The sequence below is a fragment of the Atopobium sp. genome (assembly GCF_034113385.1).
Lineage (GTDB): Bacteria > Actinomycetota > Coriobacteriia > Coriobacteriales > Atopobiaceae > Atopobium.
This window is the reverse complement of record NZ_JAXEXL010000011.1, coordinates 79,941-106,021: the sequence shown is the minus strand read 5'-3', so window position 1 is coordinate 106,021 and position 26,081 is coordinate 79,941. Positions and strand designations below refer to the sequence as shown.

26 protein-coding genes are annotated in these 26,081 nt (G+C 46.7%); 2 read left to right on the top strand and 24 right to left on the bottom strand.

Features of this window, described 5'->3' with window-relative positions; translation table 11 throughout:
• Window positions 1-37 precede the first annotated feature (37 nt).
• The 14 genes from rpsO to SPD80_RS02990 all read right to left on the bottom strand — a co-directional run bounded on the left by rpsO (window position 38) and on the right by SPD80_RS02990 (window position 13,716).
• Window positions 38-319 carry a 30S ribosomal protein S15 gene (rpsO, locus tag SPD80_RS03055; protein WP_320828440.1) on the bottom strand — a complete coding sequence of 94 codons (282 nt, stop codon included), beginning with the start codon at window positions 317-319 and terminating at the stop codon, window positions 38-40.
• 170 nt (window positions 320-489) lie between these two features.
• The gene (recO, locus tag SPD80_RS03050) at window positions 490-1,239 is read right to left on the bottom strand and encodes a DNA repair protein RecO (RefSeq protein ID WP_320604731.1); all 750 of its coding nucleotides are present in this window, start codon (window positions 1,237-1,239) and stop codon (window positions 490-492) included.
• 5 nt (window positions 1,240-1,244) lie between these two features.
• Window positions 1,245-2,156 carry a GTPase Era gene (era, locus tag SPD80_RS03045; RefSeq protein ID WP_320828438.1) on the bottom strand — a complete coding sequence of 304 codons (912 nt, stop codon included), beginning with the start codon at window positions 2,154-2,156 and terminating at the stop codon, window positions 1,245-1,247.
• A 9-nt stretch (window positions 2,157-2,165) separates the two neighbouring features.
• On the bottom strand, window positions 2,166-2,540 hold the full coding sequence (locus SPD80_RS03040; protein ID WP_320604727.1) for a diacylglycerol kinase family protein: 375 nt from the start codon (window positions 2,538-2,540) through the stop codon (window positions 2,166-2,168).
• Window positions 2,541-3,044 carry an rRNA maturation RNase YbeY gene (gene ybeY / locus SPD80_RS03035; protein ID WP_320604725.1) on the bottom strand — a complete coding sequence of 168 codons (504 nt, stop codon included), beginning with the start codon at window positions 3,042-3,044 and terminating at the stop codon, window positions 2,541-2,543.
• Window position 3,045: 1 nt separating this feature from the next.
• The gene (locus SPD80_RS03030) at window positions 3,046-4,005 is read right to left on the bottom strand and encodes a PhoH family protein (RefSeq protein ID WP_320604723.1); all 960 of its coding nucleotides are present in this window, start codon (window positions 4,003-4,005) and stop codon (window positions 3,046-3,048) included.
• A 137-nt stretch (window positions 4,006-4,142) separates the two neighbouring features.
• A complete protein-coding gene (locus SPD80_RS03025) occupies window positions 4,143-5,282 on the bottom strand; it encodes an oligopeptide/dipeptide ABC transporter ATP-binding protein (RefSeq protein WP_320604819.1) in 1,140 nt (379 codons plus the stop codon).
• A 5-nt stretch (window positions 5,283-5,287) separates the two neighbouring features.
• On the bottom strand, window positions 5,288-6,268 hold the full coding sequence (locus tag SPD80_RS03020) for an ABC transporter ATP-binding protein (RefSeq protein WP_320604721.1): 981 nt from the start codon (window positions 6,266-6,268) through the stop codon (window positions 5,288-5,290).
• Between the two features lies 1 nt (window position 6,269).
• Window positions 6,270-7,199 carry a nickel transporter permease gene (gene nikC, locus SPD80_RS03015; RefSeq protein ID WP_320604719.1) on the bottom strand — a complete coding sequence of 310 codons (930 nt, stop codon included), beginning with the start codon at window positions 7,197-7,199 and terminating at the stop codon, window positions 6,270-6,272.
• Window positions 7,200-7,204: 5 nt separating this feature from the next.
• Window positions 7,205-8,221 (bottom strand): ABC transporter permease, encoded by a 1,017-nt coding sequence (locus tag SPD80_RS03010; RefSeq protein WP_320604717.1) that lies wholly within the window; start codon window positions 8,219-8,221, stop codon window positions 7,205-7,207.
• Between the two features lie 119 nt (window positions 8,222-8,340).
• The gene (locus SPD80_RS03005; protein WP_320604715.1) at window positions 8,341-9,945 is read right to left on the bottom strand and encodes an ABC transporter substrate-binding protein; all 1,605 of its coding nucleotides are present in this window, start codon (window positions 9,943-9,945) and stop codon (window positions 8,341-8,343) included.
• Between the two features lie 152 nt (window positions 9,946-10,097).
• The gene (locus tag SPD80_RS03000) at window positions 10,098-11,402 is read right to left on the bottom strand and encodes a MiaB/RimO family radical SAM methylthiotransferase (protein WP_320604713.1); all 1,305 of its coding nucleotides are present in this window, start codon (window positions 11,400-11,402) and stop codon (window positions 10,098-10,100) included.
• A complete protein-coding gene (gene dnaJ, locus SPD80_RS02995; protein ID WP_320604711.1) occupies window positions 11,399-12,559 on the bottom strand; it encodes a molecular chaperone DnaJ in 1,161 nt (386 codons plus the stop codon). Before dnaJ ends, SPD80_RS03000 begins: the two co-directional genes overlap by 4 nt.
• Before the next feature lie 65 nt (window positions 12,560-12,624).
• Entirely contained in the window at window positions 12,625-13,716 is a 1,092-nt protein-coding gene (locus tag SPD80_RS02990) for a DnaJ domain-containing protein (RefSeq protein ID WP_320604817.1), read from the bottom strand.
• A 183-nt stretch (window positions 13,717-13,899) separates the two neighbouring features.
• On the opposite strand from SPD80_RS02990, the gene SPD80_RS02985 reads away from it, so the two are divergent.
• Window positions 13,900-14,577 (top strand): histidine phosphatase family protein, encoded by a 678-nt coding sequence (locus SPD80_RS02985; RefSeq protein ID WP_320604709.1) that lies wholly within the window; start codon window positions 13,900-13,902, stop codon window positions 14,575-14,577.
• Between the two features lie 6 nt (window positions 14,578-14,583).
• Here SPD80_RS02985 and hemW read toward each other — a convergent pair whose 3' ends face one another.
• The 3 genes from hemW to lepA are packed head-to-tail and all read right to left on the bottom strand — an operon-like array spanning window position 14,584 to window position 18,765.
• On the bottom strand, window positions 14,584-15,867 hold the full coding sequence (gene hemW, locus SPD80_RS02980) for a radical SAM family heme chaperone HemW (RefSeq protein WP_320604707.1): 1,284 nt from the start codon (window positions 15,865-15,867) through the stop codon (window positions 14,584-14,586).
• Window positions 15,868-15,871: 4 nt separating this feature from the next.
• Window positions 15,872-16,954, bottom strand: a complete 1,083-nt coding sequence (locus SPD80_RS02975; protein ID WP_320828435.1) for a tRNA dihydrouridine synthase — start codon at window positions 16,952-16,954, stop codon at window positions 15,872-15,874.
• A complete protein-coding gene (lepA, locus tag SPD80_RS02970) occupies window positions 16,954-18,765 on the bottom strand; it encodes a translation elongation factor 4 (RefSeq protein ID WP_320604143.1) in 1,812 nt (603 codons plus the stop codon). The genes SPD80_RS02975 and lepA overlap by 1 nt, the downstream gene beginning before the upstream one ends.
• 109 nt (window positions 18,766-18,874) lie before the next feature.
• Between lepA and rpsT the strand changes: the two genes are divergently transcribed.
• The gene (rpsT, locus tag SPD80_RS02965) at window positions 18,875-19,138 is read left to right on the top strand and encodes a 30S ribosomal protein S20 (RefSeq protein ID WP_028264205.1); all 264 of its coding nucleotides are present in this window, start codon (window positions 18,875-18,877) and stop codon (window positions 19,136-19,138) included.
• Window positions 19,139-19,270: 132 nt separating this feature from the next.
• Here the strand turns inward: rpsT and holA are convergent, their stop codons facing one another.
• From holA to mihF, 7 genes are all read right to left on the bottom strand, one after another.
• Complete coding sequence (gene holA, locus SPD80_RS02960) at window positions 19,271-20,239, bottom strand: DNA polymerase III subunit delta (protein WP_320604100.1); 969 nt, start codon at window positions 20,237-20,239, stop codon at window positions 19,271-19,273.
• Window positions 20,232-22,625 carry a ComEC/Rec2 family competence protein gene (locus tag SPD80_RS02955; RefSeq protein ID WP_320604101.1) on the bottom strand — a complete coding sequence of 798 codons (2,394 nt, stop codon included), beginning with the start codon at window positions 22,623-22,625 and terminating at the stop codon, window positions 20,232-20,234. Before SPD80_RS02955 ends, holA begins: the two co-directional genes overlap by 8 nt.
• Window positions 22,618-23,385 carry a ComEA family DNA-binding protein gene (locus SPD80_RS02950; protein WP_320828433.1) on the bottom strand — a complete coding sequence of 256 codons (768 nt, stop codon included), beginning with the start codon at window positions 23,383-23,385 and terminating at the stop codon, window positions 22,618-22,620. The genes SPD80_RS02955 and SPD80_RS02950 overlap by 8 nt, the downstream gene beginning before the upstream one ends.
• Window positions 23,386-23,532: 147 nt before the next feature.
• On the bottom strand, window positions 23,533-24,783 hold the full coding sequence (gene thiI / locus SPD80_RS02945) for a tRNA uracil 4-sulfurtransferase ThiI (RefSeq protein ID WP_320604105.1): 1,251 nt from the start codon (window positions 24,781-24,783) through the stop codon (window positions 23,533-23,535).
• Window positions 24,784-24,792: 9 nt separating this feature from the next.
• The gene (locus tag SPD80_RS02940; RefSeq protein ID WP_320604107.1) at window positions 24,793-25,086 is read right to left on the bottom strand and encodes a DNA-directed RNA polymerase subunit omega; all 294 of its coding nucleotides are present in this window, start codon (window positions 25,084-25,086) and stop codon (window positions 24,793-24,795) included.
• 12 nt (window positions 25,087-25,098) lie between these two features.
• Complete coding sequence (gene gmk, locus SPD80_RS02935) at window positions 25,099-25,665, bottom strand: guanylate kinase (RefSeq protein ID WP_320604109.1); 567 nt, start codon at window positions 25,663-25,665, stop codon at window positions 25,099-25,101.
• Window positions 25,666-25,974 carry an integration host factor, actinobacterial type gene (gene mihF, locus SPD80_RS02930; protein ID WP_320604111.1) on the bottom strand — a complete coding sequence of 103 codons (309 nt, stop codon included), beginning with the start codon at window positions 25,972-25,974 and terminating at the stop codon, window positions 25,666-25,668. It lies immediately after the preceding gene.
• Between the last annotated feature and the right edge of the window lie 107 nt (window positions 25,975-26,081).

Sequence of the window (26,081 nt, the reverse complement as noted above, 5' to 3'; positions counted from 1 at the left end):
TAAAAAGGGGCGCTGTGCGGCGCCCCTACTTGCCAAATTACTGGACGTTGTCGCGGATGCCCAGGCGAGCGATAAGCTCACGATACTCGTTAATGTCATTACGCTTGATATAACCAAGCAAACGACGACGCTGACCTACCAGCATCAACAAACCACGACGAGTGTGGAAGTCCTTAGGATGAGACTTCATGTGCTCAGTGAGGTTCTTAATACGAGTGGTAAGAATGGCAACCTGAACAGGTGCAGAACCAGAGTCCTTCTCGTTCTTACCAAACTCCTTGATAATGTCAACAATCTGCTCATTTGTGATGGTAGCCATAAGACTGTCCACCTTTCTGGTGCAAGCACCATAGTGCGGCGTGCAACCGCTGGATAATACGCCCAAAGCTGCGTAACCATGTAGGTGGTACGTGGTAACGAAACTTGGGTAATGCAACGTAGGAAGTATAACAAAAACTCCCTACAAAAGCTGGGAATATACAAAAATCGCTACACGGACAAATAATATTCAAAGGCGCGCAAACGACAATCCAGATGCGTAACCGCCCAAATATGCGCCAACGAAATTAGATATAAAACGGTTTGTTTATCAATCTGAACTGCAAGTATTTGATCAAAGGTCATATGCAACAAAGCATCAAGCCATTTGATTTCTGTTTGTGTAATCAACTCGGCTCCCTCTATGTGAGATGCACAACTTTCACACACAACACCGCCCATAGCTGCCGAGAAACGCGACACGTCAGAGTCTCCACAGACAACGCATGCGTCCAATTGAGCACGCCATCCTTGGTGGGCAAGAATCTTAAATACATACGCAGTAATAATCAAATCGAGTTGTTCGGTTGTATGTGCCTGCTCAATTGCTAATAACACACGAGACAGCAGCGGAAACAAAAAACTATCGCGTGCATCTTCAAAAGAACTATGCTGTGCAATCTCGACCACACATGACGCACAGCTCATATGCTCCAAATTGGTGCGCAACACCTGGTGAGAAGTTATAAGCGATGCTTCTGCCACCACATTCAAAGAGCGACCTTGCGCCAGCAAGAAATCCACTTCACAAAACAAATCGCAGCGCGCTGCCAAGCGACCACCTGGTTTACGTGCACCTTTAGCAACAGCCTGATGCTGCGAACCATCGTCAGCCAAAAAAGTAAGGATGATATCTTGTTCACCTAGTTTTGTCTTATGAAGCACGATCCCTTTTGTGCGAAAGGTACGACCACGAGGCATAGCTTTTATTCACCAGCGTCATAGCCTAAACGGCGAATTTCATTTTGATCACGACGCCATGCAGGACGAACGCGCACTTCAAGGGCTAAAAAGACCGGTGCGCCAAACAAGCGCTCGATATCTTTACGCGCCTGCATACCAATAGTTTTAATCATCTGCCCACCATGGCCAATAACAATGCGCTTTTGTCCTTCTCGTTCTACTAAAACTGTAGCTTCAATAGAAGCATGCCCATCTTTTGCCCAGCTAATATCCGTGCAAAGCACACCAACAGAGTGAGGTATCTCCTGCCTGCAATTAAGCAAAACTTTCTCACGAACAAACTCTGCCACCAGCTCCTCATCGGTAGCATCGGTTTCCATATCATCAGGAAACCACTTGGGTCCTTCAGGTAAGCGAGAAGACACCAATGAAATAAAGGCATCAACGTTGAAGTTTTCTGCTGCTGAAACAACTAATACATCATCAAAGTGTGCCAACGCTTGAGCAGCTTCAAGTTGAGAGGACACTTGCTCAGGCGTGGCTATATCTGCCTTAGTGACTACGAGTAACTTATACGCAGGCGAAGCAGCTACATGTCCAGCAACCCATTCATCTCCCCTGCCAACAGGCTTAGTGGCATCAATAAGCAAGGCAACCACATCTACGTCTGCAAGCTCACCCAGCGCTGCTCGATTGAGTTCTTTACCCAAGGCATCCTTAGGCTTATGTAAGCCTGGAGTATCCACAATAATAAGTTGAGAGGTATCCGTAGTAACCACTGCACGCAGCCGCTTGCGAGTAGTTTGCGCAACAGGACTTGTAATTGCAATACGATGACCGAGACAAGCATTGAGCAGCGTTGATTTACCAACATTGGGACGACCAACCAATGCAACAAATCCACTATGAAACGTATTGGAAGACTCAGCAGTCATACCATACTCCTAACAACACAGCGCACGTGCAAAAACAAGAAGTCCCGCACAGGCTACAAACATACAAAGAACCCACACGGCAGCAGCAGCAATATCTTTTGCACGCGCCGCCAAAGGATGCATTTCTGGGGAAGCTAAATCTACAACAGTCTCTATAGAGGTGTTAATGAGTTCTGCAGATAGCACCATGCCACTGCCCAGCAGAACAACCACCCACCCAGTAGTATCAAGTTTTACTATAAAGCCCGCTATGATTGAAGCAAGCGCAAGCGCCACCATCACGCAAATATTGCGCTCGGTTTTTAAAGCCGTTATGCAACCCTTAATGGCAAAACCAAAGCTTTTTTTAAAGCTTGGATGATTATGGGTAGATTCAGGAATCATTTATACATCCTCACGATGGCGCGTAAGCACCGTCTTATTTAATGTGCCATCTGTAGGAAGCATCTGTAATACCTTATCCTCAATGCGTTGCATGATACTGGCATCGTGTTCTTCCATATGGTCATAGCCTAATAAATGCAAAAGGCCATGTACCAACATAAGGCGTGTCTCATCAGCGGGAGTAGTGCCAAAGTCATGTGCTTGCCGCGCAACATACTCTGGCGCAATAACAATATCACCAAGCTCGCATACTTCACCATCTGCCAAATCAGGATCATCGGGACGTTCAATCTCAAAAGAAAGCACATCCGTAGGAGCAGCAACATTACGCCACTCCTCATTAAGCTCTGCAATACTGTCATTGGACACAAACGACAATGAAATGGAACACTCACGAGAAATACCGCGCTCCTTCAAAACGGTATTAAAGAGAGCAAGCGCCTCTTCTTGGTCTATTGCAGGATTGGCATTGTCTTCGCAAAACATATCAAGTGTTGCTGCCATACTAAGATCTCCTTGTGAGCGCATCGGCTTCTTCATACGCATCCACAATGCGTGCCACCAGTGAGTGACGAACGATGTCTGCGCGGGTAAGCTCTATAAAATCAATATCCTTCACCTGCGACAAAACGCGCTGAGCAGATTCCAAACCATTACTTCCCAGCACGTCGCGCTGAGACAAATCTCCCGTTATTACAAAACGTGACGAGAAGCCCAAACGAGTCAAAAACATCTTCATTTGCTCTGGTGTGGTATTTTGCGCCTCATCGAGAATAACAAATGAGTCATTAAAGGTACGTCCACGCATAAACGCAAGTGGTGCAATTTCTATAACACCTTGCTCAATAAGCGAATGAGCCCGCTCCATATCTGTCATATCAAAAAGCGCATCATATAAGGGGCGTACATAGGGATCGAGTTTTTCTTCTAAGGTGCCTGGTAAAAATCCCAGAGATTCCCCCGCTTCTACCACGGGTCGCGCTAAAACAATGCGCCCCACCTCATGGCGCTTAAGCGCTGCCACTGCCATGGCCATCGCAAGATATGTTTTGCCGGTACCTGCAGGTCCAATACCAAAGGTGATGGTATGCGTGCGCATAGCATCAATGTATGCCTTTTGACCAACTGTTTTTGGTCTAATCGCACGTCCACGATAGGTTAAAAGAATATCATCAGAAAGCGTAGCAGGAGGAGTGCTGCCAGATTTGACTTGTTCAATAAGTACATCTACATCCAAGGTGGTAGGCACATCACCATCTAACACCTGACGAATTAAATGGGAAAATACCTGAGTAGCACCATTGGCTTCCATAGGAGAGCCGCTGACACTCACCTGATTTCCTCGTACTGTAATAAGAGCATCAAACGCTTGCTCAATATGACGAAGTAAACAGTCAGCTGGTCCCATCAACACCGTAAGGTCCACTGAATCTGGAATCGTTAAACGAAGCTGAGTAGGCTCCATATTCCTCCAAGGTAATCTCGCTTTGTGCGAATACTTATGAGCTTATTCTAACCAATGCTCTGGACATTATTCAATAAAAAGCAGGTAAGCTCAGGGCCTACCTGCCTTATTAGAATCATTTCTGAGTAAAATTACTCCTAAGGAAGGGTATCTCCCTTTGCGTGCGCTTCTTCTGGAGTATCGGGGTCTGCAGAAATGGGATCTGCATTTGCATCCCAGCCTCCCCTACCATACGTAGGACGCGCCGCCTCGTATTGCATTTCTCGCGCAATTTTTGATACGTCACTAAAGAGGGCGTCATCATAGCGATGACATGCGCAAAAATGCCTCGTTGTTACTTCTCGTACGTCTGGATGTGCCACATCGCAGGCACCAATCTTGGCAAAGCAACGGCTTGCAAAACGACATCCAACCGGAGGGTCAATAGGACTGGGCACATCTCCTTGTAAAATAATGCGCTTGCGAGAGAGCTTGGGGTCAGGCGAGGGAATTGCAGAAAGCAAAGCCTGAGTATAGGGGCACAGTGGTTCACGATACAGTTCATTTTTGTCCGCAATTTCCATGAGCTTACCAAGATACATGACGCCAACACGATCAGATACATGCTTTACTACGTTGAGTCCATGCGCAATAAATAAATATGTAAGACCCATATCCTCTTTAAGGTCATCAAGAAGGTTGAGCACTTGGGCCTGAATAGAAACGTCCAATGCAGAAACTGGCTCGTCGCACACAATGAGCTTTGGATTAACCGAAAGTGCGCGTGCAATGCCTACACGCTGCCGTTGTCCGCCAGAAAACTCATGAGGATAGCGATTTTTGAGTTCAGGACGAATGCCCACACGCTCAAGAAGTTCATTTACTTTTGCATCTATTGCTTCTGCAGGCATGATTTTATTAGTAATGAGTGGTTCAGACACTATTTGAGCAACCGTCATGCGTGGGTTGAGGGATGCATAGGGATCTTGAAAAATAAGCTGGATGTCCGTACATAACGCGCGACGCTGAGCGCGGGTATAGTCGGTAATATCCTGTCCATCAAAGAAGATACGACCACTTGAGGGTTTAAGAAGACCTACCAACATCTTTCCAATGGTGGTTTTGCCACAACCAGATTCACCAACTAGACCAAATGCTTCACCAGGCATAATCTTAAAAGATACGTCATCTACAGCACGAACAAATGAAGTTGGGCGGCCAAAGAAGTTGGTGTCTGCCACAAAACTTTTGGACAAATTTTTAACCTCAACAAGAGGCTTAGCTGATACTTCCTGCATATGCATTAGGCCTCCTTTTGGTCATAAAGAAAACAACGTACTTTACGGGTGGGGTCACTAGCAACTGCCGTGAGCTTTGGGCGTTCCTTCAAGCAGCGGTCAAAACATTTGTCACAACGATCTGAAAAGGGACAACCCTTAGGCATATCGAGAGGGTTAGGGACTGTTCCTTTAATGGTGTACAAACGAGCAGCATCCTCATCCTCAAGTCGAGGGATAGAGTTAAGCAGTCCCAGCGTATACGGATGCAAGGGTTTCTCGAACAAGGCCATTTTATTGGCTTGCTCCACCACTTGCCCGCAGTACATAACTACTACGTTATCTGCCACTTCAGATACAACACCAAGGTCATGAGTAATAAACAGCACGGCCATATCGTAGTCATCACGTAACTTATAGATAAGGTCTAGAATTTGTGCCTGGATAGTTACATCAAGCGCTGTTGTAGGCTCGTCTGCAATCAGTAGTTGAGGGTTACATGAGAGTGCCATAGCAATCATGACGCGCTGACGCATACCGCCACTCATCTGATGGGGAAAATCTCGTGCGCGATCTTCTGGAGAAGGAATGCCTACAACACGTAGCATTTCTACCGCACGCTCCCAAGCCTCATTTTTCTTCATGGGTGTATGCGTTTGAATTGCTTCTACAATTTGATCTCCCACACGATATACCGGATTAAGCGACGTCATAGGCTCTTGAAAAATCATGGCAATTTTTTGCCCACGTACGTGCTCCATCTCTTTATCGTCTAAGGCAAGTAAATCAACGCCATCAAAGGTAATGCTTCCACCAGCAACATGTCCTGGTTCTTGCAACAATCCCATGATGGAAAGTGAGGTAACGGACTTACCTGATCCAGACTCTCCTACTACAGCAAGTATTTCTCCACGGTCAATAGAGAAGTTCACGCCATCAACTGCTTTGACAGTGCCTTTACGAGTAGGAAACTCAGTAACCAAATCTGTAACTTCAAGAAGTGCCATGTTAGCGTCTCCTACTCTTTGGGTCAAAGGCATCACGCACGCCATCACCCAGCAGGTTAAATGCCAAAACAGTAAGCGTAATGGCAAAGCCAGGATAAATCATGGCATGTGGCGCCTGGAAGATATAGTTACGGCCACGGCCAAGCATGTCTCCCCACTCTGCCTGAGGTGGTTGAACACCTAGACCTAAGAAACCAAGAGCAGCTGCGTCCAAAATAGCGCTCGAAATACCAAGGGTTGCTCGCACAATAATAGAAGGAGCAACGTTTGGCAAAATATGCCTAAAAATGATTTTGGCATCAGAATCACCAATGATTTGAGCTGCTGCCACAAAATCATTAGACTTAACTGCCAAGATTTGTGAGCGAACAATACGAGCGTATTCGGGAATAGACACCAAACCAATTGCAATAACAGCCTTATCAATGCCCTTGCCCAGCGCCGCCATAAAGGTAATAGCAAGCAAAATAGATGGAACTGCAAGCATAATATCCATCATACGCATAATAAATGTGTCTATTTTGCCGCCCTTATAGCCAGCAAGAGCTCCTAGCGTAACGCCAACCACTAAGGAAATGGCAACAGACAGCAATCCTACACTTAAAGAGATTTGTGAACCAATAAGAATACGCGAGAAGATATCACGCCCTTGTTGGTCACAGCCAAACCAATGGGCAGCACTTGGAGCAGCAAAGGACTGAGTTAGGTCTTGCGCATAGGGGTCATAAGGCAAAATCTGCGGAAAGATTGCTGTTACCAAAGCAACTAAAGCAATCAGAGCAATGAAAATAAAACTTACAAACGCCGCAGTGTTGTGAGAAAGCGAGTACCACACGTCCTTCCACAATGATTCTGGCTTTTGTATATCTGTTAGTACTGCAGAACTGGTAGCGTTAGCATCACAAGAGTCAGCCATCTGTTTGTTTAACATGCAACTCACCTCTCTTCCTGGGAGTATTTAATACGTGGGTCAAGATAGGCGTATACGATATCAACGGCAAGATTTATGACAATAAAAATCACACCAATAAGAAGCACTACGCCTTGTACCACCGGAAAGTCTGACTTAAGGATGCAATCAACAACATATTTACCAATGCCAGGCCATGCAAAAACAGTCTCTGTAAGCAGCGCACCACCAAGCAAACTTCCAAGTTGTAAGCCAATAACAGTTGACACTGGTAAAAGTGCGTTGCGCAGCGCATGATGACGATGTACACGCCCACGAGAAAGACCTTTAGCGCGAGCGGTACGTACATAGTCCTCATTGAGCGTATCCAACATACTGGAACGCGTCATGCGCGTAATGATTGCCATTGAATATAAAGACAGTGCCAAAGCTGGCAAAAAGATATGCGCAAGCGCATCAAGAAAAGCTTCCACATCTCCAGAAAACAAGGTGTCGATCAAGAAAAGCCCTGTGCCACCTACAGGCGCTAACAAAGGATCAATACGCCCGCCCGAAGGCAAGAGATGCAATATACCTGCAAAAAGAATAATCATGAGTACGCCCGACCAAAAAATAGGAATGGAAACTCCCACGAGTGCCAAAATCATACTCATGCCATCGATAAAAGAACCTTTATGTACTGCAGATATAACACCTAAAAACACGCCGATGCCTGAGGCAAAGACAATAGCTACTAATGCAAGTTCAACCGTAGCTGGAAAGCGACTAGCAAGCTCAGAAGTAACCGAAGCATGCGTGTAGTATGAGGCGCCTAAATCACCACGCAGTGCGCCAGTTATAAAGTTTAGATACTGCGTAACAATAGGCTCGTTTAATCCATTGGCTTCTCGCCAGGCTTCTTTTGCCTGAGCAGTAGCGTGCTCTCCCAAAACTACAGGTGCAGGATCAGGAGAAAACACGCGCATGATAAGAAATACCACGATGGACAAGCCGATAAGTACGGGAATTGCCTGCAGCAAACGTTTTGCAACGTACTTAATCAACGTATACACCCCTTATGATTGGACAATAGGTTATTTGGGTATTCGTGCATCAGATGTGCGTAAAAAAGCTCGAGCCGCAAAGCCGGCTCGAGCTACCAATACACGAGATTCGGCTCGCGCTATGCAGACTTAGTGCAGTTGCGCAAATACGTATTGCCCGTTGGATGGAAAACAAAACCATCGACGCCCTGCTTGTAACCAATCAATGCCTTTGCATGCGAGATGGGAAGCCATGGCTGCTCGGAAGCAATGATTTTTTCACATTGTAGATAGATATCGTCACGAGCACTACCGTTAGGCGTCTGAAGACCCTGAGCAATCAGCTTCTTGTACTCGTCATTGTTAAAACGAGCAGCATTAAGGGATGGGTCAGTATCGGCAAGCAGATTCATAAAGTTATCTGGATCGCCGTTGTCACCTACCCAACCATAGAAGCAAATATCAAAATTGCCTCTTACTTCGGCATCTTTATACGACGTCCAATCATATTGATCAATGGTCATCTCTACGCCAGCTTCGCGCAAGTATCCCTGAATAGCTTCTGCCAAAGCCGTGCCACCCTTGCCGTTATAGGGACGAGGATTGGAATACGTGATGCAGCTGATTTTTGTAATACCCAACTTAGCCAGCTCTTCTTTAGCAGCTGCAGCGTCATACGCAGTCTGAACAACATCCTTATCATAAGGAGCCATCCACGTAGGCATGACAGAATTTGCGTAGGTACCATAGCCCTTATACAGACTATCTACAATGGTAGGAACATCAATTGCCTTAGCAACAGCAATACGTGCCTCTTTGTTCTTAAACAACTCAGACGTGCAATTAAAGGCCATATAGTTAATGTTCATGCCGTCAGCCTGGCTAATCTTATTGCCGTTGGACTCAATCTGATCAACTACAGCCTCATCAATACCAGTAATGATGTCTACCTCACCATTTGCCAAAGCAGTTACCCGCGTAGCAGACTCGGCAATAATGCGAATAACAACATTTTTTGGTTTAGCAGCATTGTCTTTATCCCAATATTCCTCAAAGCGCGCGAGCTTAACGTCAGAGTTCTTTGTCCAGCTCACAAACTTAAAGGGACCAGTGCCCACGGGTTTCTCGTTAAGCGTGCCTGCCTCAATGGCCTTAGGAGAAGCAATAGGCGCAGCAAGACTCATAGCAAGATTGGCAAGAAAAGCCGTGGAGACAGCGCGCAACTTGATAACCACTGTTGTGTCATCAGGTGCTTCTACAGAATCAATGCCGCTGTTCTGCTCCTTGGAGCCAAAGGTAAACGACGCATAGGGCATATCTTCAGTACGATTAGGCTCAAGCTGTCGATCAAGATTTGCCTTTACTGCAGCAGCATTAAAATCAGTACCGTCATGGAACTTTACACCAGTTTGAAGAGTGAAGGTATAGGTCAAACCATCGTCGGAGACCTCATAAGACTTAGCAAGACAGGGACGCAAAGAGCAGCTCGTGTCTTCATATTGCAAAAGATTCTCGTACACTTGGACTATTACTTCGGCGGACTCGCCATCCTCTACCAAGGCGGGGTCAAGACCGCGCGGATCGGCACCCTGTGCCAACGTAATGGTGTAGTCACCCGCTGAGCCAGAAGCAGAGCCAGAACGCTTGGAGTTACAACCTGCTAAAGCAAACGCAGATGTTGCGCCTACAGCAGCCATTGCTTGGACAAATAGCCTACGAGATAGTTGTGCTTGGGGGGCTTCCATACTGTTTACCTTCCTCTTCGTGTACGTTCACATTTACTGGTGTAGGGCAAATGTGATTTTTAGCACAATACACGATACCGTGCATAAAAGAGGGTTAGTAACAAGTTATTAACCTATAAAAGTCAAAGTGGAAACAATCAAGAAATTGAAACTTAATCTAAAGGCGATGCCAAAAGTGTTGTCCCCTGCACCCCTGTTATTGTGCAGATATGCATTCCAATAGGCAGTGGGCGGTCAAATTGTACTTCAAACAAACCTGATGAGATACCCTTACCATCCACCTGTGAAATTATGGAATCTGTGGTGCCTACCAGTGAAGCAGCAAGCTCTTTACGCATAGATAATGCCAGTTCACGAGCCTGTTTTGCACGAAAAGCCTTTGTTTGTGCATCCACCTGATGTGCCATAGTAGCTGCAGGAGTTCCAGGACGTTTAGAATACCTAAAAATATGCATTTTTGAGAAGGTAACATCCATACATGTTTGCAAACTTTGCTCAAACTCAGTGCTTGTCTCGCCCGGAAAACCAACAATGAGGTCGCAGCCTAAAAACACATTGGAAAGCATTGTTTTTGTTAGCTCAATCGTACGCAGATATTCATCAAGGCTATAGGCCCGACCCATGCGTGTAAGTGTTTGATTACAACCTGACTGCAATGGAATGTGTAAATACGGCGCCACGCGCCCATTTGATTGCGCAATAACCCCCAACAACTCTGCACCTACATCCTGGGGCTCAATGGACGACAGACGAATCCGAGAAATATCCGTATGCTCCAGCAGGCTATCGAGAAGCCCTGCAATATTGACAGTTTTGCCTGTACTGACATCCTCATACCGACCCAGATTAATACCCGTAAGAACCACTTCTTGAGCGCCCTGTATATGTTCTGATTGCACGCGCTGGATAACTTGATTTATGGGTAATGAGCGTCCAGCGCCACGGGCTTTCCATACTATGCAATAGGTACAGCGATTATCACAACCATCTTGAATTTTTATACCAGGACGAGTGCGGCCCGTTGGCGTCAAAACAGAGTGTAGAGATGATGCTTGCACGGTAGTGTCTGCAGTCTGGTGAGACGCAGCTACAAGCTCATAATCAACGTCAAAGCCCAACTCTTGCAAAGCACGCATGGGTACCAGGCACTTGTTTGTCTCGACAAGCACCTGCTCCCCTAAATCAGTAAGCTCGTCAGCAAAAAGATTGGCAACGCAACCTGTAGCCATAACAAGTGGTCTATGTGTTAAAGCAGCATGCTTGCGAATTGTTTTACGTGTTTTTGCCTCAGCTTCACCCGTTACGGCACAGGTGTTAATAACAACAACATCAGCCTCTTCTGGACGTACAACCTGTGCGCCTAGAAGTTCGGCAGTATATGCCATATCATCAAGCTCAAAGCGATTAACACGACAGCCCAAATTAACAAACGCAATGCGCGGGATTGCAGCGTTCACTTATGGTGACCTTTACGAGGACGCTTCTTTTTAGTGTCAGCCTTGGCTTTTGGGATTTGATTCTCTTTCTCAGCTTGAGATGTGCGCTGTACCATCAGCTTATGAACAAGCGTAAGCTGCTCATCAGTTAATGCAGTAGGAATGCTTACCTCAACAGCAACAATCAAATTGCCGCGGGCAGAACTATGTAAACGCGGCATACCATAGCGAGAAACCACAAGACGCTGGCCATATTGGCAACCAGCAGGAACAACAACATCGACCTTCTCGTTAGCTAAAATGCCATCAATCGTATAGGTAGTTCCAACCATGGCCTCAAAAGCATCAATGGCAAGCACATAATAGAGGTCATCACCTTGGCGCTGGAATTGTTCATGCTCAGAAACGTTAATGGTTACCACCAAGTCACCCGCAGCCTCGCCGCGAACGCCCGCTTCACCACGGCCCTTAATACGAATAGACTGGCCAGAATGAATACCAGCAGGAATCTGAACCTGAACGGTCTCACGCGAAGGAGTGCGGCCTTGACCACCGCAGGTCTCACAAGCACCTTCCACAATCTTGCCAGTACCACCACACTCAGGACAGGTAGTTTGCGTTTGCATTTGACCCAAGATAGTCTGCTGAACGGTAACAACACGACCCGTACCATGGCAGTGGCTGCAGGTGGTTACCTTTCCACTCTCGCCTACACCGGTGCCGCCACAATCATCACAAGGAGCCAAGCGATCATAGGCAACTGTCTTGGTACAACCCGCAGCCGCTTCTTCCAAAGAGATATGCAGATTAAGGCCCATATCGCGACCGCGTGTACGAACAGAACGAGCGCCAGAGTTACCGCCCATACCGCCAAAGAAGGACGAAAACAAATCGTCCATACCAAAGCCGCCAAAAATATCAGACATGTCCACGTAGTCCCCGCCAAAGCCAGTGGGACCATCGGGATTACCAAACTGATCATAATTTGCACGGCGTTTCTCGTCAGATAAGACGGAATAGGCTTCATTAATCTCTTTAAACTTCTCTTCCGCGTCTGGCTCGTTTGAAACATCGGGGTGTAACTTGCGCGCAAGCTTTAAAAACGCACGTTTTATAGTTTTTGCATCCGCATCACGCTCGACGCCCAAAATCTCGTAATAATCCTTTGAAGCAGCCACACCAAAACCAATCACATCGAAATGGAAACCGTCACACTATATTTGAGTTCAGAAACTCTTGGAAGCTAAAAACGCCCACCGGAAATGCATGATACCATTGCCACCAAGAACAAAGTGATAATTAAGCCATTTGCAAAGCCATCACCTAAGTAACGCAAAGCGTTTTTCCACCAGGTACCACGCCTGCCTATAACGCCACGAGAAAACACAAGGTACAAGCCTATAAATAGAGGAATTGAGAAGGTAAAACTAAAGCCTAACAGTGTTCTTGCAACAACACCATAGGCAAAAAATGGCAGGGTAATACCTACCAGTCTAAAGCCAAAAGCTTGCAAGGGATCCAAACGTTCGCTAGGAACGCCAACTCTCAACACAAAGTCACCAGCAGCAGAACCATTTGTGCCCGCATTGCCTTTGCCAGCCAAACGAATGACATCACCATTATGTGAATTAGCAGGAATATCAACCACAATCTCACTCGCAGTAAGCACGCGACCAGAGCCACCACAGGCCTCACAAGGATCTGCTACAACCTTACCCGTGCCTTCACATTCAGGGCAAACCATTTGTACTTCACCAAAGCCCAGCACACTCATAAGATCAACACTTATGTGGCCAGTGCCATTACAGGTGGGACAGGTTTGAGCATGACCGGTATGTACCGACCCTTTACCAGCACAAACACTGCAGCTAGCAAAATGGTTATAGGTTATGCCGCGCCGCGTACCTTTTTTGGCTGTATCTGCATCAAAATCTATTTGATACACCACATCAGCACCTGCTTTGGGGTTATAGGCACGTGCACGCGTCCTCGCTTTGGCAGAACCAGCTCCTCCAAAAGGAGAAGTGCCAAAGGGAGAGCCCCAGCCACCAAACGGCCAACCGCCAAAGTCTACATCGCCAGGAGTAGAAGGATTCCAATTACCCGAAGAGGCAAAAGGACTACCTGAGCGCATGGCATCATAACGCCTGCGCTTAGACTCATCAGAAAGCACCGCATATGCCTCTGAAAGCTCTTTGAACTTCTCTTCCGCATCGGGAGCTTTATTGACATCAGGATGCAGTTTACGAGCCTTTTGTTGGAATGTCTTGCGAATCTCATCCACACTTGCATGAGGCGAGACACCCAAAATATCGTAATAGTCCTTCTCATTCATAGAAGCCAAGGCTAAAATCCTATCCCCAAGGTTTTTTATGACCTACTTGTAACCTACAATACTTCATACGTGCGAGATTATATCCATCATGCATGCATCTTAAGCATTCCTGTGGCATAGTACAAACAATAAACGCGCAAGCACCTATCCTATGAACGCATTGAGCGGCAGAGAAGAGCAAGTATGTCCCCAATATCTCCAACATCTACCAACCCAACAGATAAGACTGTTACCTTTTATTATATGCGCCATGGCAAAACCGAGTTTAATTGTAAGCGCATTATTCAAGGTGGAAACGTTGATTCTGCGCTGGTAGATGAGTACCTATACCTCATTCACGATACCGCTGATGCCCTTAAAGACGTGCATTTTGCTGCCTGTTATTGTTCACCGCTTAAGCGCGCACAAGATACCGCACGCATCGTGCTGCACAACCATGCGGTACAACTACAGCTTGCTGAAGACTTACGTGAATTTGATTTTGGTTCCCTCGATGGCAAACCGTATAAGAACAACCAATTCAAATTTATAAGCAGTTATCTTATGCAAGACTTTTCTCGCTTTGGTGGCGAGAAGCGCAATGATGTTCGCAGGCGTATTCGTCGTATCTTTGAGCAGATGTATCGCGACGCTTCCGATGGAGATAAGATTCTTGTTGTCGCTCATGGCGCTTTGGTGCGCTACCTTATTTGGGAGTTTATGGAAGCTGATACGCTTACACGGGGATGGAAAAGTCGCACAACCAAAACGTCTAATGCAGCTGTAGGGCTTATTCAGGCACATAACGGTAACTTTACCCTGCTTACTACGCCGTTGCCTGCCGCACAACTTAAGCAGCAATTTCCCGAGTTTTTGCAGTAGGATACATTAGCCGTTACTTATGCCAGCTATCTGCATTGATGCAACAGGCTTCTGCGCTAAATCCCACAGCAGGCCATAGAGCTCATTTCCCAACAGCCACCCTTGTTGAGTTGGTGTCCATTGGCAATATGCCCGCTGTTCTAACAACCCCATACGCCGTGCTTGATTAAGCGCTGCATCTAACTTCAAGCGGCCCAGTGCGGCACAAGCGCGTGCATAGAGCACAGGTGTAATACCATAGCTTGTGCGTGCAGCCAACATTAAATCCTCTGCAGCAGCCTGACGATCAGTAAGAAGTTCCAAACTATAGGAAAGCTGCGCCAAACACTGTGCAGTTGCCACCTGCCTATGCGTGCTAGAAATCGTATATCGCACTCGCGAAATATCAGCATCGAGTTGTGGCATATGCGGCACAAGCTTACAAAAAGCTTCATATGCCTGTTTGGAAAGCATGGCAGAACCTGAAGCACCTAAAGCAAGATATGACACACCAGACCAGTAGGCCAAATTATGCTGACATTGTTTGTTTGGACGTGCATAACTAGCCACTTCATAGCGAGAAAATCCCTGTTGTTGCAACATATTTTGGGCAAAGCACATCATCTGTGCCTGTACATCATCGTCGGGCAAAGCAAGTAGTCCATTTTGATACTGCTTCCAAAACGGTGTATGTTCTTCAATCATAAGCGGATAGATACTCAGATGATCTACACCGCAGTTAAGAAGCTGATTGATGGAATACTCCCAGCTTTGATGCGTTTGAAGCGGAATGCCACACATTAAATCTGCCGATACATCAAGGCCAGCTTGTTTGGCAAAAGTAAGAGCCTGATGGGCTGTTTGAGCAGAATGAACTCGACCCAAGGCCTCAAGCTCTTGGTCTACCAAAGACTGCACACCCAAAGAAATGCGAGTAACACCACAAACAGCTAAATCTTGAGCAAGGCTTTGTGAAAATGACTCAGGATTAGCCTCACAACTAAACTCTACAGGCGCACAGAGTTGACCAATCTCTTTGACAAGATGCACGAGCTTCTCGCCTAAAAGTGAAGGAGTACCACCGCCAAGATAAACTGTCTGAATGCTGGTGAGCAACCCTACCGAAGCAAGCTGATGCAGTGAGTGTATGAGGCTGTCAACGTAGTTTGCCATAAGGGTATCAGTGCGCACTGTTGCCCAAGTGGCAAAATCACAATACTGGCAACGCTTTGCACAAAACGGAATATGTACATAAAGCGCACGTGGCATATCTTCAGAATAATCGTGGACAAATCCACTGGGTATGCTCATATAATCACCCGCGGACGTGCTCATGCTCATCAAGTCCATGAGCCAAAAACTCATATTTTACTTCAGCTATAAGCTCATAGTAATCCTGCGGAGTAACGCATCCAACAGCTTTTTGACGCCATAGTGCTGCCTGCGGAATGCTGCGTAAATACCAGCCAGCAAGGCTACGCGCGCGGGCCAGATGTGCACCAGTTGCCACCAATAAACGAACATGCAAGTCAAATGCGTTAAGGCGCTGAGTTATGGCGTGCTTGGCAGGAGCCTTGCCGCACAACAGCGACGCAGCATCACCAAACAGCCAAGGATTACCATAGCTGCCGCGTGCAATATAGACTGCTGCGCAGGGCGTTTGGGTAACCACATATGCTGCTGCTTCGGGTGTTAGCATGTCTCCCGATCCAATAACCGGAATGGACACTGCCTGGGCAACTTCACATACATGCTCCAGATGAGACGACCCACGATACATCTGTGAAGCCGTGCGCCCGTGCACCGCAAGAGCAGCAATACCAGCATCTTCTAGTCTGCGTGCAAACTCAGGGCCTACAATGGCATTAGGTGTACGCCCAATACGAATTTTTGCCGTAACAGGAACCGTTGTGTTGCGTGTAATACTTTTAATGATTGCTCCAGCACGCTGAGGCTCATTCAACAAGGCAGAACCTTCACCTTTGCGTGTTACTTTAGGTACCGGACAGGCCATGTTCACATCAAGGGCACTCAAGCGCTTACCTAAGCGTTCTGTTATGGCAACAGCTGCCTCGGCAAACTGCTCTGGCTTGCTGCCAAAGAGCTGCACCACCATATCTGGCTCAGCATCATGTGGAAGAGCAAGCTCCCAGGTTTTCTCGCCACCATAATGAAGACCAGCAACAGAAACCATTTCACTGACTGCCCATGCAGCACCACCAGCACGAGCCATAATGCGATATGCCGCATCCGACACGCCAGCCATAGGTGCCATCAAAAATGGGTTGTGCGACAAGCGCTGTGCAAATGAGGTATCGCTTGGTGCTGGAGCAAGCGTGGGCGATAAACCCGCAGAAGGTCCATAGGTTTGTAGCAGCTCAGATACGGATAACTCCATTACTCGTCGTCCACCTTGAGCACCGCAAGAAACGCCTCTTGCGGAACTTCAACCGAACCAATTTGCTTCATGCGCTTTTTGCCCTCTTTTTGCTTTTCTAACAGCTTGCGTTTACGCGAAATATCGCCGCCATAGCATTTAGCAAGAACATCCTTACGCATAGCTTTTACGGTTGAGCGACTAATAATTTTGTTACCAATAGCGCCCTGAATAGGAACTTCAAATTGCTGACGTGGAATAATTTCTTTGAGTTTGTCACATAAAGAACGTCCCATGTCATAGGCTTTGTCTTTATGCACGATAAACGACAAGGCATCCACAACCTCACCAGAAAGTAAGATATCAAGCTTAACCAGGTCAGACGCACGGTAATCACCAAACTCATAATCCAGTGATGCGTATCCCTTAGTGCGACTCTTAAGCTGGTCAAAAAAGTCCAAAATCAGCTCTGCCAACGGAATGTCAAAGTGCATCTCCACGCTTTTCTCGGTCAGATACACCATGTCTTGCATAGCGCCACGATGTTCTACCGCAAGCTGCATAACGGCACCCATGTAGTCAGGCGGAACAATAACTTTTGCCTTAAGATATGGCTCATCAATATGGTCAATGCGCGTAGGCTCAGGTAACTCCTGCGGACTGGTAATAGAAATCTGCTCACCATCTGTTAGATACACCCGATAGCTCACTGAGGGCGATGTGGCAATTAACGATAGGTCAAACTCACGCTCAAGGCGCTCCTTAACCACTTCCATATGGAGCAGGCCCAAAAAACCAACGCGGAAACCAAAACCCAATGCCACAGAAGTCTCGGGCGTCCAGGTAAGGGATGGGTCGTTTACCTTAAGTTTCTCGAGAGCATCGCGCAAGTTTTCATACTGCTTGTTATCCACGGGGAACAGGCCTGTATACACCATAGGCTTGGCTTCATGATACCCTGAGCATGGTTCTGCACACGGGTTGTCTGCCAAGGTAATGGTATCGCCCGTCTTAACCAAAGCGGGGTCCTTAAGACCAGTAACAACAAAACCAACCTCACCCACGCCAAGCTGGGGCAAACTCACCTCAACGGGGCGCTTACAGCCAACGCCATCACAGATAAAGTTCTCCCCCACAGCCATGAGTTTAAGCTTTTGACCAGCCTTAAGCACGCCATCAAAGATGCGCACCGTAGCAACAACACCGCGATACTCATCAAAATATGAATCTAAAATCAATGCCTTAAGCGGTGCCTGTGAATCACCCGTAGGAGGAGAAACCAAATACACAATGCTTTCGAGAAGATCTTGGATGCCCTCACCTGTCTTGCCAGAAACACAGACGGCATCTTCAGCTGGGATTGCCAGTTCCTCCTCTATTTCTATCTTAACCTCTTCTGGATGTGCACTCGGAAGGTCAATCTTGTTAATAGCAGGAACGATATCCAAGTTGGCATTCATGGCAAGCGTGGCATTAGACACGGTTTGTGCCTCGACGCCCTGAGTTGCATCAACAACCAAGACGGCTCCCTCACAGGCAGCCAGCGAACGAGATACTTCATAGGTGAAGTCAACATGGCCAGGTGTGTCAATAAGATTAAACTGGTACTTTTGTCCATCACGAGCCTCATACACCACGCGAACGGCGTTGGATTTGATGGTAATACCACGCTCACGCTCAATATCCATGGAATCAAGCAACTGCTGTTCCATGTCACGTTCCTCAACCGTATGGGTAAGTTCCAAAATACGGTCAGAAATCGTTGATTTACCGTGATCGATGTGTGCCACAACAGAGAAGTTGCGGATATGTAAGGTGTCAAATGTAGTCATAGTAGAGATAATAGCGTATACCACTCCATTCATGCTATACTTCCTTGTTGACCTCACCGTGTCTCAACGTCAGAGGCCTCACAGAGATTATTTTTGAAAGGAAACACACGTGGCAAACATTAAGTCTCAGAAGAAGCGCATCAAGACTGCCGAGAAGGCTCGTATTCGCAACAAGGCAGTCCGTTCCGAGCTCAAGACTGCAGTTAAAAACGTCCGCCTTGCCGTAGAGGCAAATGACGCTGCAGCAGCTCAGGCAGCAGTTCAGCATGCAGGAAAGCTCCTGGATAAGGCAGCTTCCAAGGGTATTATCCACAAGAACCAGGCAGCAAAGCGTAAGAGCGGCGTTGCTAAACTTGCTAATACCATTGCATAACTAAGCGCTTTTCTTAGTAATCTTTGTGTGTAAGACCTCGCGTGCTGGCGAGGTCTTTTTATAAATAAGCCCACTCTGAAAGCGATATACCTTGCGCACTATACCTGGTATACATTGGTGTAGTTCTTGCGTTTATTTGCCACAAACAGCGACAATAAACTGGATAAACGCAGTGTCTTTCTCGCTTGAATTTTTAAGCGTCCACTCAAGTTCTTTGCTCTTTTTAAGAAGCTTCTCAAGCTCGCCTGGGGCAAACTTACGAGCAAAACCCGGATAGTTTTTTATCTGCCAATCTTGCTTACCAAGTTCAGAAGCAATATGTGCTGCTGTACCACGTGCCTGCAATGCTTTTACACAAATGAGTTCACGCAAACACGTTGTAATATACATCTGAAGCGGTACATAGCCATTGGATTTCATTGCTTGGAACAACTCCATAGACCGAGCAAAATCCCTGTTACAAAGAACATCTAAAAACTCCCAAGGGCTCACTTCTGCGATTTGTGCCACATAAGCATCTACATCTGAGACGTGAATAGCAGCTCCTGCACCAAAACGTGCAGCCAATGAAGCAAGCTGATTATCTAGCATGACTGTTGACTCGCCCACTTTAAAAATGAGTCTACGAGCAGCCGCGTTGTCCATGTGTAAACCGTATGTCTGAGCAATGTTTACCACATCACCCGCAAGGGCAAACTTTTTCTTAGCTGCACAATCAATAACAGCCTTTGTCCCAATCTTTGCTACAGCTTTATATAAACGTGTTGACTTGGCTAAGCTATGTGCAATAAGAACCAGAACACTGGAAGGGTTAGGGTCTGCTAAATAGCCTACTAACGTCTCAGATACATCCTTGGTAAGCTTATCGGCTTCCCACACAATAACAAGTTTACGGCTATCTCCAAAAGGAAGTGCCTGCAGCGCATTGAGCACACTCTCTTGCTCTAACGTAGAGGCGCTCATATGCTCTTCCACGTTAAAATCTATAAAGTCAGGATTAAGGTATTGCTTCAGACGAGCAACTGAACGCTGCTGCTTAAGTTCATCAGAACCTACCAATAAGTAAGCAGCAAGCAGATCTGTTTTGTTCATCTTAGTCATCAATACCTCCTTTATGTGCTCCCATAATAGCAAAGCCCCCACTGTTGTCTGGACGCAGCTCAAGGTCTCCGTAATCTTTTGTACACAACACCTGTGAACCAGCCTGAGAAAGTGCGTCCAAACATGTGTGTGTTGGATGTCCATACTTATTGTGAGCTCCAACACTAATAAGACTATAGCGAGGCATTAGTTTTTGTGCTTGGCTTGGAGTAAGGCTTACTTCTGAACCGTGATGTCCTACTTTAAGCACATCAATTTTTCCCACGTCCTGAGACTGTATCACGTGCTCCAACTCGTCCTTCTCGGCATCTCCAGTAAGCAATATGGTAACGGACGGGCGTGTGTAAGCATTGTCTTGATACGTACACAGCAACATAACGGAATCCGCATTGTGTGTGCCATCCGCTGGATTATGAGGCCAAACACTACGCAAAGAAAAACGACCAACAGAAATTACAGCCCCATACATAAGTTCCTGTGCGTCAGTACCCGTTATTTTGCGAATATACTGCTCCAACTCTGGAGAAATGGAAGGTTTTACCCCATTGCCCACAAATACCTGCTGTGCATAGATGCTATGGGACAACTCTTCCATGCCACCAATGTGATCATCATGCAAGTGAGTAAGTAGTATCCCATCTAAATGCACAACATGGTTACGACCTAAAGCCTGCATGATGGCTCCCTTAGGCCCTGTATCCACCAGCAATGCATGCGGACCATCCTGAAACACAATTGCATCGCCTTGCCCCACATCACATACCACGACACGAGGAGGAGCAAAATACCGCACGCGCACAAACCACAGCACAAAAAGACAAAGCAGCCCAGCAATGCAACTGCGAACAGCCCGAGCAGATAAGCGTGGCCACACAAGTGCTACCAGCACGAGTACAGCCACTACAATAACACTCAACCACCAACTGGAAGCATCAAGCGTAATGCACGCAAGCGGAAGACGAGAAAACCATCCCGACAACAACAAGATGCCTTCTCCTAGTACATCTAATAGTGCAAGCAGCCAATCTCCCAACAAAGGCACAAATAAAAAAGGTGCTGCAATGACACCAAGCATGATAAAAAGCACAAAGAGTGGTCCAATCACGCAGTTAGAGAGTGGACCTACGAGGGGCAACTTCCCAAATATCTGTACAACAAGAGGGAGCGTGCTTACCAAGGCAGCACAAGAAGTTACTGCAGATGAGCTCATCGATTCTTGAATAGGCTGTACAACGCGCATGCATTTGTGCACAACCTTAGGCAACGATATACTCAATTGAGGCAGTATAAGCTTTCCAATATAGGTGCCATAAGAATTAAACAGACACAAGCCCATAACCGAACTTACTGACAGTAAAAAACCAAGGTCCACCACTAAAAATGGTTCTATCATCAGCATAGCTATGCCACAGACACAAAGAGCAGAAAGTGCGTAAGGACGTCTACCCAACAACACTGATGTCTGCGTTGTTATAGACATAAGCCATGCACGTATTGCAGAGGCTGAGCAGCCACACAATACTACAAACAAACCTGTTACCGCTATTACAATTCCCATTCGCCATGCAGGCTTAAGCGATGTTTTGCCTATACACCCCATTAAAATATGCGCTACAAGCGTAAGGTGAGCACCAGATACGGCCACCATATGAGCGAGTCCACAACTTGCCAGACTTTGAGAAATACCAAAGCTCGAAAGCCCCGTTTTGTATCCACAGATACATCCGGCTAAAATCGCTCGTGATGCACGTACATCTGGGCTGATACGACCTAACAGCTTTTCTCGACCTGCAATAACAGCTCCTCGAATGTTTTCTTGATGCGACGTGTGTGTCACGTGTACAACCTGTACCGTTCCACAAATGCCACGCGCAGCATTGTGCTGTCCAGATTGATCAGATGCATTTTTCTTATAGCGCCCTACCAGCTGTATAACTTTTCCATACTGCAAAGGCTCTTTGCTGGAAAGCCACACCTGTGCGCGTAAGGTTTGTGTGGGATGCTCAGCGCTCCTATATATGCACAGTGCACGGGCTTTCCACCCAAAGCGCGTCTGAGTACTATCGCTAAGCAGTTCATACTTGCAAGCTGAGGGTGCAACGTGTTGTAGTGCTTGTGCGGTATCTACAAATTGCTGCTGATGTATACCACCACTCAGAGCACATGCAACAATCAGACTCACACATACGATACTTTGGGTTTTACTTCTGCTCCTTAAACGACACAACGCAATTGTGCTCATACTACAAACTACAACTGCACCAATTTGCACAAGAACAGAAAAACATCCCATCACAATGAGGGCGGTTATAGCCAGACAGCAAGCCAGTACCAACAGGCTTTCTGGCACATAAGGTTTATAGGGAAGCTCAACTTCCTTATACACGAATCTTTCCTTGCAGTTTTGCAAACTTTTTATTGCCAATACCAGACACGCGCATAAGGTCTTCTGTGCTTGTAAATACACCGTTTGTTCTGCGGTCATCAATAATGGCTTGAGCTGTAGATTTTCCTACACCAGGAAGACTCATAAGCTCTTGTTCTGTTGCCGTATTAATATTGATACGCTCACCAGAGCTTGCGCTATCTGCTTGTACGTCCCCACTCGTTGCGCCAGCACAAGACCCACCTGAAGCAGCCTGTTCCACAACAGCTGCTTCTCCTTGTTTTGGGATATATACCTTGCTTCCGTCTTTCACAAGAGCAGCTAAGTTAATAGTAGACGTATCTGCCCCTTCTACTATTCCTCCCGCAAGATCTACGGCATCACGAATGCGTGGTTTAGCTTGTGTAAGCGTATATACACCAGGATGTGCCACTGCCCCATCTACATGAACTACTACGGACTGTACAGCATCTAACGTTTGAGCTTGCGCTGTTGACGCTTGTGTGACTGCATCAGAGCTCGCATCTGATTGAGCCGCCAATTTTTGTAAATGACTCGCTTCGATAGTTTGGGCAGATTGCGCTTTTGATTGACCAAGCAAAAAACCACCTGGCCAAGAACGCACTATAACACTACCCATTCCCCCAAGAAGGACAAGAGCAGCTATACCTAATGCAATAAGCTTGGGTTTTGTTAGGCGATATCTACGTTGTAAAACAGAGAGCTTGCGTGCAATGCGACTCGGTTGAATTTGTGCCATAGTGCCTCCTTGTCTTAAGTGTGGAAGACCTCTGACACAAACCCAAGAGCGTATGAAAAAACCTCTGCATGAGCTGTCACTACTCTAACAAAGCTCAAACAGAGGTTGTATAGACAATCAAACAGGCATAATACCTGCTCTAATAAACTACTCTTCTACAGGACTTGACTTTGCGGGGCCAAGAGTAGTGTGATACGTACGCATGAACTTGGGAGGCCTGTAGAAAGGACAACCTTCGACATCAAGATACTCAAGCTCATTAAGAAGCTTTTCTATACAGGCTTCGTGATCAAACTGCTCCCATGCCGCATGCACTTCTTTAAGACGAGCATGCGTCTCTGGACGACGCGGCATAAACAACGTACAACAATCCGGTGCAGTTTGACTGGAAATCTCAAACGTACCAATCTGCTGCGCACGCTTGATAATTTCCTGTTTATCCGTACCAATCAAAGGACGAAAAATAGGAATCTCTACCGCCTCATTAACAGCTGTGATGTTTTCCAACGTTTGAGAAGCAACTTGTCCCAAAGACTCACCTGTAACGAGTGCTTGCGCGCCCTCAATGCGAGCAATACGCTCAGCAATCTGAAACATCATGCGCCGATACATGATGATACGAAGTCCCTGTGGTACCGCCAAAGAAATCTCACGCTGAACCTCACCAAAAGGCACTACATACATACGACCAATAATGCCAGATGGACGAAGCTTTTCAACAATATCTTGGCAGAGATACTCACTTGTATCTGCTGTCATAGGACGACCAGAAAAATGAATAGGAATAACGGTAGCGCCGCGACGACCAACCATCCACGTAGCTACCGGAGAGTCAATACCGCTTGACAGCAAAGAGACAACCTTGCCTGCTGTACCAACAGGTAAACCGCCCACACCAACCAATGAGGCAGCATAGACAAATACATCACCCTGAACCACGTTTACGTACACCGTTACGTCAGGGTTATGCACATCAACTTTTTTAGAAGGAAACGCCTCGCACAAAACAGACCCAACAAGCCTGTTAAGTTCCAGCGTATGCAAGGGATAATTAGTGGCAGCACGATGAGCGTGTACCTTAAAGCTTGCAAACTCCCCTGCTTCACCCAACGCCTGAACTGCAGCAGCACAAAACTCTTCTTCACGCTGAGCAGTTCTTAAAGCAAGAGAAACACGAGCGATTCCTGGCACCAAAGAAGCTGTATGAGCAAGCTTGTGCACACAAGAATCATCTGTTACAGATACCAGTATATGTCCTGAAATCCTTGTAATATCCGCCACAGGAAACGCACTCAGTGCATGCTGCAGATTTACAACAAGTTGATTTTCAAAACGAGAACGGTTTTTACCTTTTAAACCAATCTCATGATAATGAACAAGACAAACGCGAGAAATCATATGCTTGTACTAGTCAATCTTGTCATATTTGCTGTTTGCGCCCTTAATATCCTCATCAAAAGCATCCTTTACAAAGCTGAGGGTGCCATCGGAAATCTCGGACATAGCAATGCCAATAGAATCCTTACCGGATGCAATAACGGTGATGTCATCTATGGCCTGAACAGCGGTAACACGCAAATGTTGACCACGAAGCATATCGTTAATGTCACAAGCGCGCTTTGATGCGATAGAGCACAGCAAGAAGGGGTTATTCTCGGTTTTATCGAGAAGATCGTTAATCTGTGGCTTAATGACGGACATTGAGCACACTCCTTACATCATTTCGTATTGCTTAATGATGGCACCTAGGTCTTTTACTGCCACCTCAAGCTCATCGTTTACGACACGTACGTCGTATTGGGGGGCAAGCGCAAGCTCTTTGTTTGCATTTGCCATACGAAGCTTAATGGAAGCTTCGTCTTCTGTTTTCCGATTGCGCAAACGTTGCTCAAGAACCTCTCGTGAAGGAGGTTCAATAAAAATGAGTACTGCCTTTGGATAGCGCTGTTTAACAATAAGCGCGCCCTGAACATCTATTTCTAAGATAACGGACTGACCAGCTGCCAAACAAGCATCTACCTCAGATTTTGGAGTGCCATATTTATGGCCATGCACCTCTGCCCACTCCAAAAAATCACCTGCAGCAATTCCGGCATCAAACTGCGCCTCGGAAAGAAAGTGATAAGAAATGCCGTCTTTTTCGCCGTCACGCGGACTGCGTGTAGTTGCTGAAACCGTCAGGCCCAGGTCCTGACGCTCTGCACGCAACCTTGCAAGCAGAGTGCCTTTACCTGCACCCGACGGTCCCGATACGACGAAAAGTTTTGGATTCGCCGACACTTACTTGGAAAGAGCCTCAAGGAGCTGCTCGCGCTGACGAGCACCCAAACCCTTTACACGACGAGAGTCAGAGATACCAAGCTCGGCCATGACCTTAGCAGCCTTTGCCTTGCCGTAGCCAGGAAGGGACTCAATAAGAGCAGAGACCTTCAGACGGCTAGCGATGGGATCATCAGAGTTAAGAACGCTATCGAGGGCAACCTCGCCATTCTTAATCTTCTCACGAAGCTCTGCACGAGCGTGACGGGCAGCAGCTGCCTTCTCGAGAGCGGCCTTACGCTGCTCTGGGGTGAGGTTAGGGAGAGCCATTTTTCCTCCAAACACAAAACATCTTATATATCGTTATGCAAACTGCACAAAAACGCGCTTTGACACGTCAACGAGAACATAGTTTGGCAATACAAGGCATTAAAATC